The sequence below is a fragment of the Gordonia sp. 34D genome (genome assembly GCF_056682775.1).
Genome location: NZ_CM155293.1, coordinates 1,518,905 through 1,537,839, shown reverse-complemented (window position 1 = coordinate 1,537,839; position 18,935 = coordinate 1,518,905). Strand labels below are relative to the sequence as shown.

Genomic DNA, 18,935 nt, shown 5'->3' with positions numbered 1-18,935 from the left:
CCTGCGGTCGTCTTGTCTGCAGAGCTCATTGAGCGCCCCCCATTTCGGACGCTCGCCTTTGGGCCTCGCGCTGCTGCTTGAGCCGCCGCAGGAACAGCAGAGCCTCTGCATAGCGCTTCTCTGTGGGGTCGTCTGAGCGCACCTCGGGATGTCGCCCGTTGACCTTGACCCAGTTCTGAATCTTGGGGAACAACGTGAGCGCTTCGTCCTCGCTGATCTCGACCCGTGTACTGGTGATCGCGTCTGAGATGATCTTCAGCACCGACGGCGTCACCGACTTCGACATCACCTCGAAAGCCCGCTGGAACGGGTTGACCGTGTCGATCAGGTTGATGCTGACGTCATCGATGTTCACGAACGTGTCGGCCATCTTGATGAACCGCTTGTCACCGACCTCGCGAACCTCGCCGTTCTTGATCACCGAATCCACCACGACCTGCTGGCGAACCTCCTCGACCTGATCATCGGTCAGGTCCGGGTAGCGATCCCGGATGATCTTCGGGATCAGAACCTTGTTCGTGGTCTCCGGGTCAACGCTGCCGGCCGCAGCTTTAGCGAACGTCTCGTCCTGCAAAATGTTGGCCTTCAGGTCGTTCAGGTCGGTCTCGACGATCTGCTTGACCCGCTCGCTCGACGGCTCCTTGAAGCCCTTGATCCTGATCGTGCCCGGCTCAGGCGCGTCGTCGTTGCCGCGTTTGGCCTTGAAGTTGAAGTTCGGTGCCAGTACCTGCTCCATCAGCAGCGACGCCGTGATCGCCTTGAGCATATTGTTCACCGACACCGTCACCTCACCACGCTCAGCGTCGGGCTCGGCCAGCAGGTTCGTGAACTGCGCGTGCGTCTTGCCCGGGCTGTCGCGGGTGACGCGGCCGATGATCTGGATAATCTCGGTCAGAGAAGCCCGATACCCGACCGTCAGGGCGTGCTCGGCGAACGGCCAGTCGAAGCCCTCCTTCGCCATACCCAGCGCGATGATGATGTCCACCCCGTCGCGGTCCTTCGCTGCGACCGTCGACAGATAGTGCAGGGTGTCGGCGCGCTTCTTCTGATCGGTGTCGTCGACCAGATCGGCCACCCGCAGCACCTCGCCCGTGTCGGCCCGTCGGATGCGGATGATCCCGGTATCTGGCTCGGTGTCGATCACGTCACCGATGGTGTCGATGATGAACCCGACCTCTTCGATCTTGTCCTTGGTCGACTCACCCGAGTTCACGTTCGGGATGTGCACGATCGTCTTCTTGTCCAGGTCAAGCACTTCGCCGATCGCCTCGGTGTACCGGCCCTGATAGAAGTGGTGCCCGATCCCCAGCGACTTCAGATACTGGTAGCCGTTGAGCTGGTCGTAGTAGTTGAACGTCACCGGCGTGAACTGCGCCTCGTCCTCCGACGAGAGCACCGGCACCGAGTCCCCACGAAAGTACGAACCGGTCATCGCCACAATATGGACGTCCGAGCCGACCATCACCTCCTTCAACAGTGCTCCCAGACGGGAGTTCTCGGTATCAGCCGAGACATGATGAAACTCGTCGATCGCCAGCACAGTGCCGTTGAACTCATCCGGCGCCAGCCGCTCGAAAGCGAAACGCAACGTTGCATGTGTGCACACCAGAATCGGGTCGGTGCTGTTCAGGAAGTCGACGAACGCGTCGACCTTGCCCGCCGACGACCCCGGCGTGCACAGGTTCCGCTCCGGTTTGACCTCCCAATCAGCGAAGAAGCCATGCGAGGTCAACTTGGTCGTCGAGAACGACGCACCGATCGAACGCTCCGGGACAGCGACGATCACCTTCTTGCGGCCCTGGTTGTACAGCTTGTCCAAGCCAACGAACATCAACGCTCGCGACTTACCCGAGGCCGGTGGAGCCTTGATCAACAAGTGCTGGGCGTCCCGCTTGGCGAACACCCGCTGCTGCATCTCCCGCATCCCCAACGCATCAGTGTTCACCGACGCACCAGTCTGCGCGTACGTCACGTCGACGACGTTCACCGTGCTACTCACTTCTTGCCCCTCCTCGCTGGCTTAGCCGCCTGCTCAGCAGCGGTCATCTCCTCATACATAGCGAACAGGTCCGACAACCGCTCCTCATCGGTCTCGTAGCCGCGCTTGGAGTAGATCGAATCCACCAACGCATCAACCTCAGCATGGGCAGCCCGCAGATCACCAGGCATCTTGTCCGGATCATAAAGCTCGGCCAGAGTCTTCTCGCAGTGATACTCACGAACATCCAGCACCCGCAGAGCCGCGACCGTCAACCGCTCCTTCGTCGCATCCGACAACGCTGGAACTGGAAAATTGTTGTAGACAATCGTGTTTGAGTATCGGTAGTCAGTCTTCATCTTCCCGCCAACTGACCGGGCCCACACCATGTGCATCCGCGACGTCAACAGACCGAAAACCCACGGTTTCGCGTCGTACACCGCGTACGCCAGGTTCGAGACGACTGTGTCTGGCCCGAGGTAACCCATCGGGATGTATTCGCGTCGTTCCGACGAGACACTTGGGACGATAATCGAATCCGTCGGCTTGTAGCTTCGCTGTACAAAACGATGAGGTTCAGATGCAAACCTATTTGCAATACCGCTGGCCTTCTCGCCGAGCCTCGAGACGGTCACCCGACTAAATCGCTGAGCGATAAAATCTATTCGGCTAGCGGTCACAGCGTCGTTATCTGGAACCCAGAGACAGTATCGTTCACCACCATTGATTACCTCTGATGCCCCCATGAATCGCTTGATCCACCGCTCAGCTTCAGGAGCTGCAGCAAGCAGCGCGTCCTTCTCCGACGGAGACAACAGCAGACCTCCACCATCTGTAGCCTTCGATCCGAATACCATCGGAGGAAGATCGACGGCTCTCGGATTGCGCGACCTAGTGACGAGAACGTCGGGACCGTCCGCAAGGTACCCGTTGATGTTGGCTGCTGCAACCTGAATCCCGTCGGTAAAGAGATACTTTGGCGATTGGCTTGCATTTCGCAGTCCGATGACGGCGACGGTGACGCCAGCGTTACGCTTGGCGTTGTTTTGCCACTTGAACGAGGTATACGCAAATCCTATCTCGACACCGCAGGAAAGGACTGTCGGGAACATTAATCCAACATGATCGCCTTGCGCCACCGAGTTCGTCGTTACGAAGGCCAGTTGCGCATGAGTTCCGCGCAGATAGTCTGCCCCCTTGACGAACCAAAGTGAGATGTAGTCGAGGTTTTTGGAGAAGGGGCGATCGCCGAAGACGCCTTTAAACTCCGACTTCTGGTCATCGGTCTGCATACTCGACCCGACGTACGGCGGGTTGCTGATCAGGTAGATCTCACCACCGTTGTTGGGGCAGACAGCGTTCCAGTCAACTCGTGTCGCATTCCCAGCACGGATCTGACCTGTTTCCTTAAGAGGAATCAGCGGAATCTCGACACCGAACTTGTCGCGAAATTCGCGGTTCATTTGATGCTTGGCAATCCATAGCGACAGGATCGCCACTTCGACGGCGAAGTCGTCGATCTCGATGCCGTAGAAATTCTCGATGTCAATCTTCGATACCGCGTACAGCACCTGGTGTTTGGGGCTCAGGTCGGCGAGACGTTCGAGGATCGCGTGCTCCAGGCGTCGCAGTTCCTTGTAGGCGATCACTAGGAAGTTCCCTGATCCACAGGCGGTTATATGTAGTCTTTGGCAATGTCTCAGCCACAGCTCAATCAGCTGCATCAGTCCGATCCAGGGGGCGGTGTTGACAGTTCACCTCTACTTCGCCGACTGGGGTGCTGCGGCACCACTCGTCAGTGATACAGAACTTGCCGTTGCCAGCGAGCGCAAGATCGGCAACGGCACCCCGATCCTTCTCGACGGCGAGATGCGGCCGATAGAACCGTGGTGCACATTCCTTCGGCAGTACGCACAAAACGTCAGCCCCAATACTAGCCAGGCGTACGCACGCGACGCCCAAAGATTCGCGAGATTCCTAGACGGCCGTGGGGTCGCGACTTTCGATGTGGCCCAGGAGGACCTAGTCGCCTACCGAAATGAGCGCCACTCAACAGGCATCGCCGAAACCACCTGGGCACGTGAGCTTGTCGTCATCCGCGCCTTGTTCACCTACATGGCTGAAGTCGGTCTACGGACGTCCTTGCCGTGGATCCAGATCGGCCGCCGATCAATCGTGCACCCACGCCGCACGGCACCCGAGATGGATGTGCGGGCGTTGACCCACGGGCAGTGGACCACCTTTCGGGATGTTGGCCTTGGCGGGAAGCACCCTGACGGGGATCTCGACTCCTCCTATCGGGGGCGGTCGACGGTGCGGGACACCACTGCGGCCGAGTTGGCGGTGACGACAGGGATGCGCATCCAGGAGTGGCGAACAGTTCTCGACGTCGAAGTCCGTGCCGACCGGGATTCCGGAGCTTCCTTCGTCATCGAACGGACAGCCAAGAACGAGCGACGACGGACAATCTACGTGCCGGCCACCACTGTCCGGGCGATCGAGATCTACTGCGCATCGGAGCGCTCGCGAGTTATCAGGAGCGCTCAAGTAAATCTGCGAAGGAAACTGCCTGACCTGGCGGTTGTGGACAGGATCGACCGAGCGGCCGGGCGACTGTCCTACACGTTGCATGGTCAACTTTATCGCCACACGTATCCGATGATCCCGATCGAGCATCGCCGCCTACTCGTGAAGGTCAACGATGACGTCATCGAGCCGTTGTCACTGCTGATCGGCGCTGGCGGACTGCCCCCGTCGCAACGTAGTTGGCATGACAGATTCGCAAAGGCGAACGCCAGGGTCGAGTCCTTCGCCGGACAGTCTCCGGTGATGCCGGCGGCGGTCACGCCGCACGACCTGCGGCACACCTTCGCGGTCGTGCTGCTTCGCAGCCTCCAATTACGGGCCGTCGAGCACGAACGCGATCGGCCCCGATATGGGACCGGCACTATCAGTGAGCATATCGTCTTCAATCCGCTCCTGACCTTGCAGCGGCTGCTGGGGCACGCGAGCCCATCGACGACGATGGTCTACCTGCGCTACGTCGATGAGTCTCATGATCTCGTGCAACGGGCCTTCGACTCGTGGGGCGACGACACCCGCGACTACGCCAGTTATGTTCTCGACAAGCTCGAGGGGGCGGCGTCGTGACGACCCTCGACCTGACCGCCCGCATCATCACGTTTCCCTCTGGATCCACGCACCAGCGCACCAGTATCGAGCCGAATCGATACGTCGCGGCCCGCCTGATCGCAGAACTCGCGGACGCGTGGGTGAGCTACGCCGAGGTGATCGGACTCTCGCCCGGTTCGGCGTCCGGGCAGTCCTCGACGATCCGCAGCCTTGGGGCATTCCTGACTATGGATTCTGACCGCTCCCTGACCATGCGCAGCAAGGGTCGTGCGATCGTTGACCGGCTGTACGCATGGGAGATCGCCAATACCGACAAGCACCCGCCGCCCAGCGTCAGGGCGAAGGATCATGGCAAGATCCTGCGGAAATTTGTTGCCTACTACCTTCACACACAAGGAATCACGGACGGCTTCCTCGCCAGTTGGGCGGCCAGTCCGATACTCGACGGGACAACGCCCACAGCCCGTCCCTTGGACGAGTTCAGCAACGCCGAACGCTTGGCGCTGGAGAAAGAATGTCGGGCTATCGTCCGTGAAACCGAGAGCCTCTTGACTCTAGGGCGGCTGTTGCTCGCCCAGGGCTGTGATCCTCGAGAGCACGGCTGGGGTCAGCTCGAGAACATCGTGTGGGCGATCCGGCACTTGCCGTACGAGAAGGACTATCGGAACAGGATTTTTGGCAGGAATCCGGACATCACTGTCGCAGACATCAACGATGCCGTCCGTGCCGCCGCAGGCGTCGATGCTAAGGGCCGGCATGTCTCGACAGCGGCGGGGTTTCTGCTGGTGCCGAACGACATCTACCTCAGCGCCATCCGCGTCCTGCTGCACCTGCAAACCGGGTGGGCGCCGGAGGAGACCAAAATGCTGGCCAAGGAGGACGTGGTCTTCGGCGAGAACGAAGTTCGTGTACGGGCGACGAAGAATCGAGCCCAGCGAGTTCGGTGGTACACCTTGGTCTCGAAGCGGAACGCTCCGTGGGGGTGGAGTGCCGGCGACCTGCTTCGCCGTGCCGCTGCCGCGATGGACACAGCCTACGAAATGTCGCCGAGTGAGAAATCCTGGTTCTGGACATCAGGGACGGAGTCCCCCCGGCACGGTGGGTACCCGTGGTTTGCGATCCATCGATGTACCTTCGGCTCGAACGTATCCCTGCACGCATTGATCGAGGACCGCTGCCTCAAGATCTCCAATCCCCACGACATGCGGCGGCTGCGGAAGACCGTTAAGAGTGCCCGGGCGGCACTCATCGGCACGCTCAGCGGTGCGGCGGGCGATGATCACACCGTCGAAGTGTTCCGCGGTCACTATGCCCAGTCCACCACCGTCCGGACCATTGCAGCGCAGACGGTCATCCGGGCGCAGAACAAGGTTCTGGACCGCGCAACTAATGGTCCGACCTTGATTGAAGCCGATGCGGCCGAGGTGGTGGCGGTCGGCGCGGACACTGAATTGGTCGGGATCGCGCAATCGGTGCTGGACGAGACAACGGCAGTCCGTGAGCTGTCCGTTGCGGCGTGCTCTGACCCGTACAACGCACCCCACACCCCGGCTCCAGGACTGTGCTTGGACGCCCCGTCGATGTGTATGAGGTGCGCGAACGCCATCGTCTTCATCGACCATCTCCCGCGGCTGGTGAGCTACAACGACGTCCTTCGGGAACTGCGCCAGTCGATGCCGCCGCAACAGTTTCATGAGGTGTACGGGGAGCAACTCGCCAACCTCGACGCCATCATTGCCCGATTCCCCGCCGCGAAGATCAACGCTGCCCGCGCCGACAGGACGCACATCCACCGGCCACTCAAAGAGAGGGACCAGCACCGATGACGGAATCCTTCGCCTCCCGCGAAATGCGCGATGCACAACGGTGGCGATCGCCGTTCGCCGACGACGAACAGGTCCTGCCGGCGAGTCTTCGCGTCGTCGATGGCCCGACACCAAAGTTTGGCGATGGCCCGCGATGGGATTGCAGTGCGATGGGATTGGCTCCCAACCTATCTAAGCATTGCTCTCAGCTTCGATTCGACGTCTACCCAGATGGCTGGGCTCTGGTGGCCAAGACGCTGGCGATGAGCATGCTCAACCCGACCCATCCAGTACTACGCCGCGCAGGCATCTACCTCTCGAATCGCCCAGCCAAACTCAAGACAATCAGACACCATCTCGATCAATTGCGGTATCTCGCGGACTGGGCCAACAAGACTGGACGCACGGGGAGCCTGTCGGACTGGACCGTGCACGACGGCGCCGCATATTTGGACTCTGTCCGCGCCGCATCAGGTGCCTCCCGCATCCGGGCAAGTGAGGATATCCTCCGCCGGTTGCATACCTTCGGCCCATTGCTCGAAGGTGGTGGACTCCTCGTGCTAATGCCGATGACGCAGGTCGGGAGAGTTGCAGGAGAGGTGCGGACCCCCGTGATCCCACCGGAGGTCTTCTGGCCACTGGTGCGGGCATGCTGGACCTACATTGATGTGTTCGCCCCCGACATTCTCGCCGCCCGCGTCGAGATCGACGGACTCGATGCAGCGAGAGCCGCAACGACATTCACCGAGCACGCTGGCATCGTCGACACGGCGTTGGGCGAGTGGCTCTCTGATCCGGATGGATTCGTTCCACTCCACGTTGGCAACTACGGCCGAGGCAAGGCGGGCGAGATCAACTGGGACGGTCTCGCGGCCCGTCTCACCCCACCGTTCAGCTCGCTGGTGTTCTACAAGACAAGAGGCGTGGATCGGAAGCAACGAGTGCAAGGCGCAATTTCCGCAGGCACACCAACCAGGTTCGGATTCGCCCCAACCCGGCCTTCCCGAGTCGACCGGCCGGATGGCACCCGCGGCCTCTGGTGCCGCGGCTTCGACCGGCCGATCGTCAGCCGCGAATTGACCAACCTGAGAAATGCCGTCTATATCTTCGTCACGATGATGACCATGATGCGCGACAGCGAAGTCCAGGGCATCGCCGTCGGATCGCTGAGCACGAGCCACGGGGCACCCATAGTGCGCAGTACCCTGCACAAGAAGCAGGCTCCCGGCGGGCAGCCGGAGTCGTGGTGGGTCAGCGAACCCGTCGTTAAGGCGATTCAACTCGCGGAGAAGATCACTCGTGACGAGGCCAGGATCTTCGGGAGCGTCCGGCAAGGGCAGGTCCGCGATCTTTCCGGCTTTGACGTGCACGAACAGATCAGGATGTTCATCGACTGGGTCAACGCGCACTCCCCGGACAACGGGCTGGACAAGATCCCCGATTTTCATGTCAGCCCACACATGTTCCGTCGCACGATGGCGGTCATCACCGCCAACGAACCCGATGGCGAGATCGCACTCGGCATCACCCTCAAGCACAATGCAACCCGCGCCCTCGCAAACTCGGTTACATCTGGATACGGTGCGCCTACACCCGCATGGGCGCGGGAGTTCGATCACGAGGCGAAGAATGTGGCCGCTGGAGAACTCGTCGCCGAATGGTCACAGCACGCAGCCGGACAACCAGTTGCCAGAGGACCGGGCGCGACTACCTACTTGGGCGGCCTCGACGACGTCGCCACTGCGGCCACATCGATCCGGCTAGGAGACAAGCGGATGCTTCGAAACATGCTGCGCGATGAATTCTCCACTATCCGGCTCGGTACCTTGAATCACTGCCTCGGAGCGCCAGAGAAGGCCGAGTGTCTGCGGAACGTCTCCGAGCAAGCGAAGGCCACCGGTCCGATCCCCAGCTTGTGCAGTCCGTCAACGTGCCGAAACTCAGTGATAACTGACAAGCACATGCCCATCTGGGTGAGCGAGGAAGCCGAACTTGTCGAGAGGCTACGGGACAAAAGAATGGCGGATGTGCATCGAGCGCGACTTCAAGTGCAGCTCGACGACATCCGCAGAATCACTAGGCAGGAACCGAAATGACCAGTGGCGATGAAGCCCGCCCCGGGGTATCACCCACGACGGAGAAGAAACTGCACGATGCCATGCACCGAATACTCAGCGGTCAGGCCAAGAAGACCGACGGCAGGCTCACCAAGAACAATCTGTGCGCCGAGGCCGGCGTCAGCCGCGCAACCATGAACAGGGCGGTCTCGGTCATGGCTGAGTGGAACACCGCGGTGACCGACAAACGCCCCCGGGACCCTCACCATGCCCAGCTCGAAAATGAGATCACCAGACTCAAACGAGTCGTCGCGGACCTACGTGCTCAGAACGCGGACCTTAAGCAGCGAAGCCAAGCTGCGGTCACAGTGATTGCCGAGCTCAACGCCCAGCTCATCACCTGTCAAGGCGACGAGCCGACCGGCACAATCACCCCCATCAGCCGACAACGTCAGTACCGACCGAGTGTCCCGCGCACGTGACCGCCACTGCATGAAATGAAGGCAGAAGAGGCATCGATCCTGTCTTCACTGGCTGGCCCTATCTCTTGATGCCCTCGTGGGACTATTCAGCGAGCTACGTAGTGACGGGGTGGGACTCATTTCGGAGTTGATCCCAGGAATTAGCTCGGTCGACGACATCCTCGTATGCGATCAAGTAGCCCCAGCGTGTGGTTACGAAGCGGTCTTCTGTCAACGCTTCTGGAAAACTGACCCCCTGGCGCTGATTGAATATTGACCCCCCTTGGTGCTCAATGAAGGGTGATCACAGTGGAAGATTGGGCAGAGATCCGCAGGCTGCACAAGGCCGAGGGGATGGGCATCAAGGCCGTCGCCCGGCACCTGGGTATAGCCCGCAACACGGTCAGGTCGGCGTTGACCGCGGATGTCCCACCGAAGTACGTGCGCCGCGGCAGACCGTCTTGAGGAGACCGCACGCGATCAGGGCTGGACCCACCCCGAGTTCTTGGCCGCGGTGTTATCGGCGGAGGCTGCGGCGCGGGAGTCCTCGGGGTCGCAGACCCGGATCAAGGCCGCCCGGTTCCCGGCGTTGAAGTCGTTGGACGAGTTCAACTTTGACCATCAGCCTTCGCTTCGACGCGAGGTTGTCGCGCATTTGGGGACGTTGGCGTTCGTGGCGAAGGCGGAGAATGTGGTGCTGCTAGGGCCGCCCGGGACGGGTAAGACACATCTGGCGATCGGTCTTGGACTCAAGGCGGCCCAGCATGGGCATCGGGTGCTGTTCGCCTCGGCCACCGAGTGGGTGCACCGGCTCCAGGGTGCCCATGACGAGGGCCGTTTGCCGCAGGAGTTGGCGAAGCTGCGCCGCTATCCGGTGCTGGTGATCGACGAGGTTGGCTACATCCCGTTCGAGGCGGAGGCGGCGAACCTGTTCTTCCAGCTAATCTCCTCCCGCTATGAGCAGTCCTCGGTGATCGTGACCTCGAACATGCCGTTCTCGCGGTGGGGAGAGATCTTCACCGACGATGTGATCGCCGCCGCGATGATCGACAGGCTGGTTCATCACGCGGAGGTCATCAGCCTCAAGGGCAGCTCATATCGGATGCGCGGCAAGAAGACCAGCCCCACCAAGTAGAAACAATTCCACCCAGGGGGTCAAAATTGGATCAGCAGAAAGGGGTCAATTTTCGAACGGCGTTGACAGTCTTCACTGATGAGGCGGTTGACAAGGTTCTCGACCGCCTGCCGTTTTTCTTATACTAGGCGATCATCCCTGCCTCCTTCGTTCTTCCCTCGATGATCCAGTAGAAGTCGTTGGTGTCGTACGCGACGATGTCGGGGAAGTAGGTGCGATTTTCGCGATACGCGATGAACGCGTCATCGTGACGATACAGACGCTTCCACCAAACAATGTCGGGCGATTTGTTGAGTAGCTCTGCCAGCTTGTACTCGCCTGTTAGCGAGTCAAAGCCGGCCGCAGGGAACAGGCCCTTAGACCAGTCACCGTTGTAGCGGCCACGAACCATCTTGTCATTTTTTCAAGCAGATCGTGAAAGTGTTCGCCGAGAGGGAGGTTGAACCATCTGTCAGTGTTTGAGGTGGCGGTGGTTCTGTGACTTGGACACGGAGGTGGTGCTCCTGCCGGTAGATGCTATTCGGTTCTGGCCCTGCGGGACGTCGACGGTGGTGCGCCGAGGCGATGGATGGTCAGCAACCGTACGGTGTACCGAGAAACGTACACCGTACCTACGACCCGGAGGGATTCGTGCAGTTAAGCCGGGACGCTCCGATCACCCTGGGCAAAGAAACGAACACGCAGACCTATCATCAGGAATGTGGCACGGCCCTCTCGTAAGCAACCTCGTGAGCTTTACCCGAACTGGCCCAACCGCCAGATACGTACCGAACCTGCCCACGAGAAGATTCGTCAGGTCGCGAAGGCCGTCCAGCGAGCCATGGACGAGGGCGGCGGATCGGCCAGAGGGTTCGCCACCAAGGTTGGCATGGCGCACACCGTCGTCAACGCGCTCGTGACCGGCATATCGTGGCCAAACGCTGAGTCGATAGCGCGACTGGAAGTGGCTCTCGACCGCGAACTTTGGCCGCACCACAAAAAGGGGACGTGACGTGAGCGAAGCACTGCGTGTCGTTCATTTCTCAGAACAGATCATGTAATTTGACCTTTATAGATCGAGCCAGACACAGGCTCACAACTACCGCCGCTGCCTGCAAGAACAATCATGTGAGGACTCCTTATGACCGAAGACGAAGCGCAGTCTCTTGCATGGGCTTATGCGGAGCCGTCCCAGCCGGTCTCTCTCGCTGAACTGGAGAATTATCTGGCAGCCGCTGCGGACCTTTTGCGCGGTCGCGTTGACCAGGCGGACTTTAAGGCGTACATCTTCCCGTTGATGTTCTTCAAGCGTATCAACGACGTGTACGCCGAAGAGTTCGCCACGGCCCTTGCCGACTCCGGGGGCGACTTCGACTTCGCATCGTTTGACGAGAACCACCGCTTCGTCATTCCCGACGGCCACAACTGGAACGCAATCCGTGAGCGGTCGGTGAACATTGGCGCAGCCCTACAGACCGCATTTCGCGAGATCGAGAACGCGAACCCGGACACCCTCTACGGGGTGTTTGGTTCGGCGAGTTGGACCAACAAAGAGAAGCTGCCCGACCGCGATCTGGCGGCCCTGCTTGAGCACTTTTCGACCAAAACCCTGTCAAACAAAGCCGTTGCCCCGGATGTTTTCGGCAACGCCTACGAGTACCTGATCAAGAGGTTTGCCGACCAGTCCAACAAGAAGGCTGGCGAGTATTACACGCCTCGCTCAGTGGTTCGCCTGCTGGTCAACATCCTTGACCCGCAGGAGGGTGAGAGTATCTATGATCCCGCCTGCGGCACAGGTGGCATGCTCATCGAGGTTGTCCAGCACGTAGCCGAGTCCGGCGGAAACCCCAATACCCTTCTCGGGAAGCTATACGGGCAAGAGAAGGTGCTCACCACCTCTGCCATCGCGAAGATGAACCTGCTCCTCCACGGCCTCGACGACTTCCACATCGCCAAAGGCGACACCCTGCGCGACCCGGCGTTCTTCACGGGCGCGAGGCTCGCCCGATTCGACTGTGTCCTTGCCAACCCTCCGTTCTCGCTCAAGAACTGGGGGCACGAGAGTTGGGGGACCGACAAGTGGGGCCGCAACACACTCGGCGGCGTACCCCCCAAGGGATATGCCGACTGGGCCTGGGTCCAACACATGGTCACTTCGTCTAACCCAAAGACCGGGCGCATCGCCGTGGTTCTTCCCCAGGGCGCGCTATTTCGCCAAGGTGCTGAGGCGAAGATCCGCTCGAACATTCTCAAGTCTGGGATGGTCGAAGCTGTTATCGGTCTGGCACCTACCCTGTTCTACGGGACCGGCTTCACCGCTTGCGTACTGATTCTCCGACGGAATAGGCCCGAGGATCAGAAGCTGAACGTGCTCTTCATCAACGGCGAGCAACTGTTCCGCCGGAGCCGCAATCAGAACACGTTCGAGCCGGAACATGCCGAGACGATCCTGAGCGCCTACACCGGCTACGTGGATGTGGAGAGCCTCGCCAAGGTCGCCACCCTCGACGAGATCAAGTCCAACGGCGACAACCTCAACATCCCCCTCTATGTGCAGACCGATTCCGGCCAGCAAGAGGGCACCCTTCGGGAAGCCCTCGAAGCCTTGGAGGCGACACAATCAAACGCCGCGAAGACTCGCGCCGAGCTGGAAGAACAGCTCGCAGCGTGGGGTCTATCCGCAGACGACATCAAGGAGATCGCACGATGAGCACCGCCAGGATCAGCCAGCGCGAGCTGGAGAACTACCTGTGGGGCGCAGCGATCATCCTGCGAGGAATGATCGACGCAGGCGACTACAAGCAGTACATCTTCCCGCTGGTGTTTCTCAAACGCATCTCGGATGTGTACGACGAGGAGTACGCCGAGGCGATGGCCGACTACGGGGATGAGGAACTGGCAGCTCTTCCCGAGAACCACCTCTTCGTCGTCCCCGAGGGATGCCACTGGTCTGACATCCGCTCATCGAGCGTGAACCTGGGGCAGCGACTTCGCACCGCGATGCGCAAGATCGAGGAGGCCAACCCTGAGACGCTCCCCGGCGTGTTTGGGGACGGCGACTGGGGGAACAAGAACCTCCTACCCGATGAGACCCTCGCCGAACTGGTCGAGCACTTCTCAACCCGCAGACTCACCCTCGCAAACCTTCCCGAGGATGAACTCGGCAACGGCTATGAGTACCTCATAAAGAAGTTCGCCGATGATTCCGGACACACCGCACAGGAGTTTTACACCAACCGCACCCTCGTCCATCTGATGACGCGGATGATGGACACCCAACCTGGAGAGTCGGTCTACGACCCGACATGCGGGACCGGCGGCATGCTGATTTCCACTGCTGTCGAACTTCGCCAGCAGGGCAAAGAGTGGCGCAATCTCGGCCTCTATGGGCAGGAGCGCAACTTCGGAACCTCCGCCATCGCCCGCATGAACCTTTTCCTCCATGGAATCGTCGACGGCCACATAGCCCACGGGGACACGCTCTCGAATCCGAAGCTGTTGGACGCACACGGCAAGCTACAGACGTTCGACGTGGTCCTGGCCAACCCCCCGTACTCAATCAAAGCGTGGGACCGCGCAGCGTTCGCGAAGGACAAGTTCGGACGCAACAAGTGGGGCACCCCGCCTCAGGGTCGCGCCGACTACGCCTTCTTTCAGCACATCGCTGCGAGCATGAACCCGAAGACCGGTAGGGCCGCGATCCTCTTCCCGCACGGCGTCCTATTCCGCCGCGAAGAGATGGAACTGCGCAAGAAGCTCATCGAGTCCAACCTCGTAGAGTGCGTTCTCGGACTCGGTGCTGGCCTGTTCTACAACAGCCCAATGGAGGCCGTAGTGATCACGCTCCGAGCCAAGAAACCAGCGAACCGCAAGGGCAAGATCCTGTTCATCAACGCGGTCAACGAGGTCGCCCGCGAGCAGGCACAATCGTTCCTACGGGACAGCCACCAGAAGAAGATCCTCAACGCCTACAACGAGTTCAAGGATGTCGAGGGATTCGCAGCAGTTGCGGACACAGCCACGATCAAGTCCAAGGACTACAGCCTGTCTATCCCACTGTATGTCGCTGGTCTCACCACGAATGGCGTGGCCGCAACCGCCCAGGATGCCCCGGAGGTCGCCGCTTCGGTCACCGAGTGGCGCGAGGCATCTGAGGCCGCGGACAAGGCGATCAGCGAGGTACTCGACATGCTCCGCGCTGCGGTCGAAGCCGATAAGAAGGACGAGGTGGATGCGTGATGCTGAACCTGGACAAATCCACCTGGCAGCGTGTGAAGTTCGGTGATGCAATCCAGAGCGTGACGAAGCGTGTCAACGATCCTTCTGAAGCCGGTGTTGAGCGATACGTGGGACTAGAACACCTCGACCCTGGTGTTCTCACCGTGCAGCGCTGGGACGACCCCAGTAAGGTCTCCGCACAGAAGTTACTGTTCGCACCTGGGGACGTAATCTTCGGACGTCGTCGCGCGTACCAGAAGAAGGTTGCGAAGGCTGATTTCGACGGGATTTGCTCAGCTCACGCACTCGTCCTCCGTGCAATTCCCGGCAAGATCGACCCCGACTTCCTTCCGGTATTCCTTTCAAGTGACTACTTTCTGAACAGGGCCATTGAAATCTCTGTCGGCTCTCTATCACCTACTGTGAACTGGCGTGATCTAAAGGTGCAGGAGTTCGACCTGCCGCCTCTGGACGAGCAGAAGCGCATCGCCGACCTGCTGTGGGCGGTGGAGCGTCATGGTCGAGGATTAACTGCGCAGTTAGCCACTCTCACTGATTCGAGCGCGGCCGTATTTTCGCAACTTCTCACGAGATCCGTGACGAAGTCCATACGCCTGGGCAAGATTGGAAAGTTCACACGTGGGCGACGATTTACAAAGGCAGACTACGTAGACTCCGGGCTTGGGTGTATTCATTACGCACAGGTTCATACTGACTTCCATATAGCCGCCACCGAACCGCTTACGTACGTACCTGCGAAGATGGAGTCATCACTCCGTCTGGCAGGCTGGGGCGATCTAATCATCGCAGGCACAAGTGAGGACGTGGAGGGGGTTGGGAAGGCAATAACGTGGCTCGGAGCAGACGTGGCAGTGCATGATGACTGCTTTATTTACTCCCACAGCCTGGACCCCATGTTTGCGTCCTACCTGTTTTCATCCGCCGAGTTCAACCATGCCAAGCGTGCATATATATCAGAGTCAAAAGTCGTGCGAATATCATCTGCCGACTTAGCCAGAATGGAACTACCGATTCCAGAAATGGAGGAACAGCAGAGAAGCGTGCGAGAAATGGCAAAGATTGAAAAATCTGCCGATACCATCAGGCATGAATTGCAAACTACCAAGTCAGTGCGAGAATCTCTCGTCTCGTCAATCTTCGGAGAATCTTGATGTCCATCTTCAACGAGGCAAACACCGTCCGTGATCTTGTGCGTGATCTGGCGGTCGGACTGGGTGCCTCGTTTGTGCCCGGCGCAGAACTCGCCCGTACGACGAAGGACGTGCTGCTCGCGGATTCTGTCCGCGCAGCGCTCGCTCGCCTGAACCTGGACATCGCCGCGGACCCGGACAAGGCCGAGCAGGTTCTCTACCAGCTCAACGACATCCTCCGAGACGCACGGCAGACACCCAACCCGGTCGCGCTGAATGAAGAGTTCATGGCGTGGCTTCGCGAGGAGAAATCACTTCCAATAGGGCCGGACTCGGAGCACGTCACAGTGCGGTTCGTCGACTTCGAGAACCCTGCATCCAATGAATGGATCGTCTCCACGGAGGTCACGTTCGACCAGCTCCGCACCAGTAAGCGCTTCGACCTGGTGCTGTGGTGCAACGGCCTACCTCTAGTCGTCGGTGAAGCCAAGACGCCGACTCAGGCCGCGTACTCGTGGCTGGACGGCGCAGCCCAGATACACGAAGACTACGAAGCAAGTGCGTCGGCGTTCTTCGTGCCGAACATCTTCTCGTTCGCCACGGAAGGCAAAGACCTCCGGTACGGCACCGTGGGCATGCCCATCGAGATGTGGGGTCCGTGGCGTGAGGAACGCAAGCCCGGCCACGCTGCGCCGCTGCCGGGTGTCGATACTGTTCGCCAAGCTGCGACCGGCCTCCTGTCACCTGAGGTAGTTCTGGAGTTCCTCCGATTCTTCACGGTGTATGCCACCGACAAGAAGCACCGGAAGATCAAGGTCATCGCTCGGTTTCAGCAGTACCAAGCTGCGAACCTCATCACCGACCGTGTTCGTGACGGCAAGGTAAAAACTGGGCTGATCTGGCACTTCCAGGGGTCAGGCAAGTCGCTTTTGATGCTGTTCACGGCGCTCAAGCTCAAGGCGATGCCCGAGGCAAAGAACCCGACGATCCTGATCATCGTGGACCGGATCGACCTCGACACACAGATTACCGGCACGTTCAACGCTGCCGATGTGCCTGGTCTAGTCTCCACCGACTCGCGCCAGGAACTGAGCCTGTACCTGACGACCGGATCTCGGAAGATCATCATCACGACGATCCACAAGTTCGCCGACGTGGACCTGACCGCGGATCCGCTGGAGCCGTGGGACTCGCGCGACAACATCATCGCGATGGTCGATGAGGCGCACCGGACGCAAGAGGGTGACCTGGGAGCCAAGCTCCGCGCTGCGCTTCCCAATGCTTTCCGGTTCGGTCTGACCGGCACCCCGATCAACCGACGCGACCGAAACACCTTCCGCATGTTCGGCCACGAGGGAGACGAGGGCGGCTACCTGTCGAAGTATTCGTTCCAGGATTCGATCCGCGACGGTGCGACGCTACCCCTGCATTTTGAGGCACGTCCCTCGAAGATGAAGGTCGACCAGGAGGCCATCGACGCCGCGTTCGATGCCCTTGCTGACTCGCAGGGATTGTCTGATGTCGAGCGCAGCGAGCTGTCTAAGAAGGCAGCGTCTATCGAGCGGCTTATCAAGGCTCCGAAACGCATCACGATGGTCGCCGAGGACATCGCGCGGCACTTCAAGGAGAAGGTGGAGCCAGAAGGGTTCAAGGCGCAGGTCGTCGCCTACGACAAAGAGACCTGCGTCGCGTACAAGAACGAGCTGGACCGTCTCTTGGGGGAGGAGGTCTCGACCATCGTCATGTCGTCGGGACGTGACGGAGATCCTGCCTGGGCGAAGTGGGAGCCCAATGCCGATGAGCAGGAAGCGATCCTCAAGCGTTTCAACGATCCCAGTGACCCCCTGAAAATCATCATCGTCACAGCCAAGCTCCTGACCGGCTTCGATGCGCCGATTTTGTACTGCCAGTACCTGGACAAACCACTCAAGGACCACACCCTTCTCCAAGCGATCTGCCGGACGAACCGCGTCTACCCGCCGCGCAAGACGCACGGGCTAATCGTCGACTACCTGGGCATCTTCGACGACACGATGAAGTCCCTGGCGTTTGATGAGGACAGCGTCCGGGAGGTCGTCACGAACATCGACGGGCTCGCCGAACAGCTAGGTCCAGCCATCCAGGAGGCGCTCGACTTCTTCCCGGGCATTGACCGGACCGTGGGTGGCTACGAGGGCTTGATCGACGCCCAGACTGCCCTCGCGGACCAGGAGACTCGGGATGAGTTCGCCAAGTCCTACAGCATGGTCTCGCAGATGTGGGAGGCGCTGAGTCCGCGACCGATCATCAACCAGTACCGCGCCGACTACGTGTGGCTGTCAGCGGTCTACAACTCGGTCAAGCCGACAGACAACACTGGTCGCATGCGGTGGATCGCGCTCGGTCCGAAGACGCTCGAACTCATCAACGAGCACGTCCACATCGAGATCCCGGAACTTTCCGAGCACATCGTTCTCGACGCCGACACCATTGACGCCTACCTCGATGGGGAACGTCCTGACGTTGCGCGGAAGGACGTGGAGAAGTTCATCACTGCCCGCATCGCCAAGCACCTGGACGACCCCAAGTTCATCGCACTCGGAAAGCGACTCAACCAGTTGCGGGATCGCTATTCCGATCTCCAGCAGTCCAACCTCGACTTCCTTCGTGAGCTGCTGGAGTTGGCGAAGGACACGGTGTCCGCAGAGAAGGAAGCCGCAGAAGTTCCCCGCGAGGAAAAGGGCAAGGCGGCGCTGACGGAGTTGTTCGAGTCACTCAAGTCGGACGAGACCCCGATTATCGTCGAGAACGTAGTGCGAGAGATCGACGACGTTGTTCGTGCTACCCGGTTCGAGGGCTGGCAGAGCACTATTCAAGGCGACAAAGAGGTGCAGAGGGCCCTGCGCCGCGTCCTCTACGTGAAGTTCAAGATCCGCGACAATGACGTGTTCACAAAGGCCCACAAGTACGTCCGCGAGTATTACTAACCGTTCTGCGAACTACTCATAGGAGTGTCAATACTGACGCAGCATAGGAGAGC

13 protein-coding genes and 1 pseudogene are annotated in these 18,935 nt (G+C 60.0%); 11 read left to right on the top strand and 3 right to left on the bottom strand.

The features are described from left to right. Positions 1 to 25 precede the first annotated feature (25 nt). Positions 26 to 1,999 (bottom strand): DEAD/DEAH box helicase, encoded by a 1,974-nt coding sequence (locus AC1L34_RS07130; RefSeq protein ID WP_480035239.1) that lies wholly within the window; start codon positions 1,997 to 1,999, stop codon positions 26 to 28. Further along, positions 1,996 to 3,627, bottom strand: coding sequence for a class I SAM-dependent DNA methyltransferase (locus AC1L34_RS07125; RefSeq protein ID WP_480035238.1), 1,632 nt, complete (start codon positions 3,625 to 3,627; stop codon positions 1,996 to 1,998). The genes AC1L34_RS07130 and AC1L34_RS07125 overlap by 4 nt, the downstream gene beginning before the upstream one ends. Before the next feature lie 94 nt (positions 3,628 to 3,721). Between AC1L34_RS07125 and AC1L34_RS07120 the strand changes: the two genes are divergently transcribed. From AC1L34_RS07120 to istB, 6 genes and pseudogenes are all read left to right on the top strand, one after another. After that, positions 3,722 to 5,128, top strand: a complete 1,407-nt coding sequence (locus AC1L34_RS07120; protein ID WP_480035237.1) for a tyrosine-type recombinase/integrase — start codon at positions 3,722 to 3,724, stop codon at positions 5,126 to 5,128. Beyond that, complete coding sequence (locus AC1L34_RS07115) at positions 5,125 to 6,936, top strand: hypothetical protein (protein ID WP_480035236.1); 1,812 nt, start codon at positions 5,125 to 5,127, stop codon at positions 6,934 to 6,936. Before AC1L34_RS07120 ends, AC1L34_RS07115 begins: the two co-directional genes overlap by 4 nt. Continuing rightward, a complete protein-coding gene (locus tag AC1L34_RS07110; protein ID WP_480035235.1) occupies positions 6,933 to 9,011 on the top strand; it encodes a hypothetical protein in 2,079 nt (692 codons plus the stop codon). The genes AC1L34_RS07115 and AC1L34_RS07110 overlap by 4 nt, the downstream gene beginning before the upstream one ends. Continuing rightward, entirely contained in the window at positions 9,008 to 9,454 is a 447-nt protein-coding gene (locus AC1L34_RS07105; RefSeq protein ID WP_480035234.1) for a hypothetical protein, read from the top strand. The genes AC1L34_RS07110 and AC1L34_RS07105 overlap by 4 nt, the downstream gene beginning before the upstream one ends. Positions 9,455 to 9,733: 279 nt before the next feature. Continuing rightward, positions 9,734 to 9,883 (top strand): annotated as a pseudogene (locus AC1L34_RS07100) (helix-turn-helix domain-containing protein); the annotation flags it as partial. Next, positions 9,858 to 10,568: an IS21-like element helper ATPase IstB gene (gene istB / locus AC1L34_RS07095; RefSeq protein ID WP_480035233.1), complete on the top strand. Its 711-nt coding sequence runs from the start codon at positions 9,858 to 9,860 to the stop codon at positions 10,566 to 10,568. The pseudogene AC1L34_RS07100 and the gene istB, both read left to right, overlap by 26 nt. A 124-nt stretch (positions 10,569 to 10,692) precedes the next feature. Here istB and AC1L34_RS07090 read toward each other — a convergent pair whose 3' ends face one another. Beyond that, positions 10,693 to 10,959 (bottom strand): hypothetical protein, encoded by a 267-nt coding sequence (locus tag AC1L34_RS07090; RefSeq protein WP_480035232.1) that lies wholly within the window; start codon positions 10,957 to 10,959, stop codon positions 10,693 to 10,695. 309 nt (positions 10,960 to 11,268) lie between these two features. Here AC1L34_RS07090 and AC1L34_RS07085 point away from each other — a divergent pair, with 309 nt between their 5' ends. The 5 genes from AC1L34_RS07085 to AC1L34_RS07065 all read left to right on the top strand — a co-directional run bounded on the left by AC1L34_RS07085 (position 11,269) and on the right by AC1L34_RS07065 (position 18,882). After that, a complete protein-coding gene (locus tag AC1L34_RS07085; protein WP_480035231.1) occupies positions 11,269 to 11,559 on the top strand; it encodes a hypothetical protein in 291 nt (96 codons plus the stop codon). Positions 11,560 to 11,688: 129 nt separating this feature from the next. Then, the gene (locus AC1L34_RS07080; protein WP_480035230.1) at positions 11,689 to 13,257 is read left to right on the top strand and encodes a type I restriction-modification system subunit M; all 1,569 of its coding nucleotides are present in this window, start codon (positions 11,689 to 11,691) and stop codon (positions 13,255 to 13,257) included. Beyond that, positions 13,254 to 14,786, top strand: a complete 1,533-nt coding sequence (locus tag AC1L34_RS07075; protein ID WP_480035229.1) for a type I restriction-modification system subunit M — start codon at positions 13,254 to 13,256, stop codon at positions 14,784 to 14,786. Before AC1L34_RS07080 ends, AC1L34_RS07075 begins: the two co-directional genes overlap by 4 nt. Then, the gene (locus tag AC1L34_RS07070; RefSeq protein ID WP_480035318.1) at positions 14,786 to 15,937 is read left to right on the top strand and encodes a restriction endonuclease subunit S; all 1,152 of its coding nucleotides are present in this window, start codon (positions 14,786 to 14,788) and stop codon (positions 15,935 to 15,937) included. The genes AC1L34_RS07075 and AC1L34_RS07070 overlap by 1 nt, the downstream gene beginning before the upstream one ends. After that, positions 15,937 to 18,882: a type I restriction endonuclease subunit R gene (locus tag AC1L34_RS07065; RefSeq protein WP_480035228.1), complete on the top strand. Its 2,946-nt coding sequence runs from the start codon at positions 15,937 to 15,939 to the stop codon at positions 18,880 to 18,882. The genes AC1L34_RS07070 and AC1L34_RS07065 overlap by 1 nt, the downstream gene beginning before the upstream one ends. Positions 18,883 to 18,935: the final 53 nt, after the last annotated feature.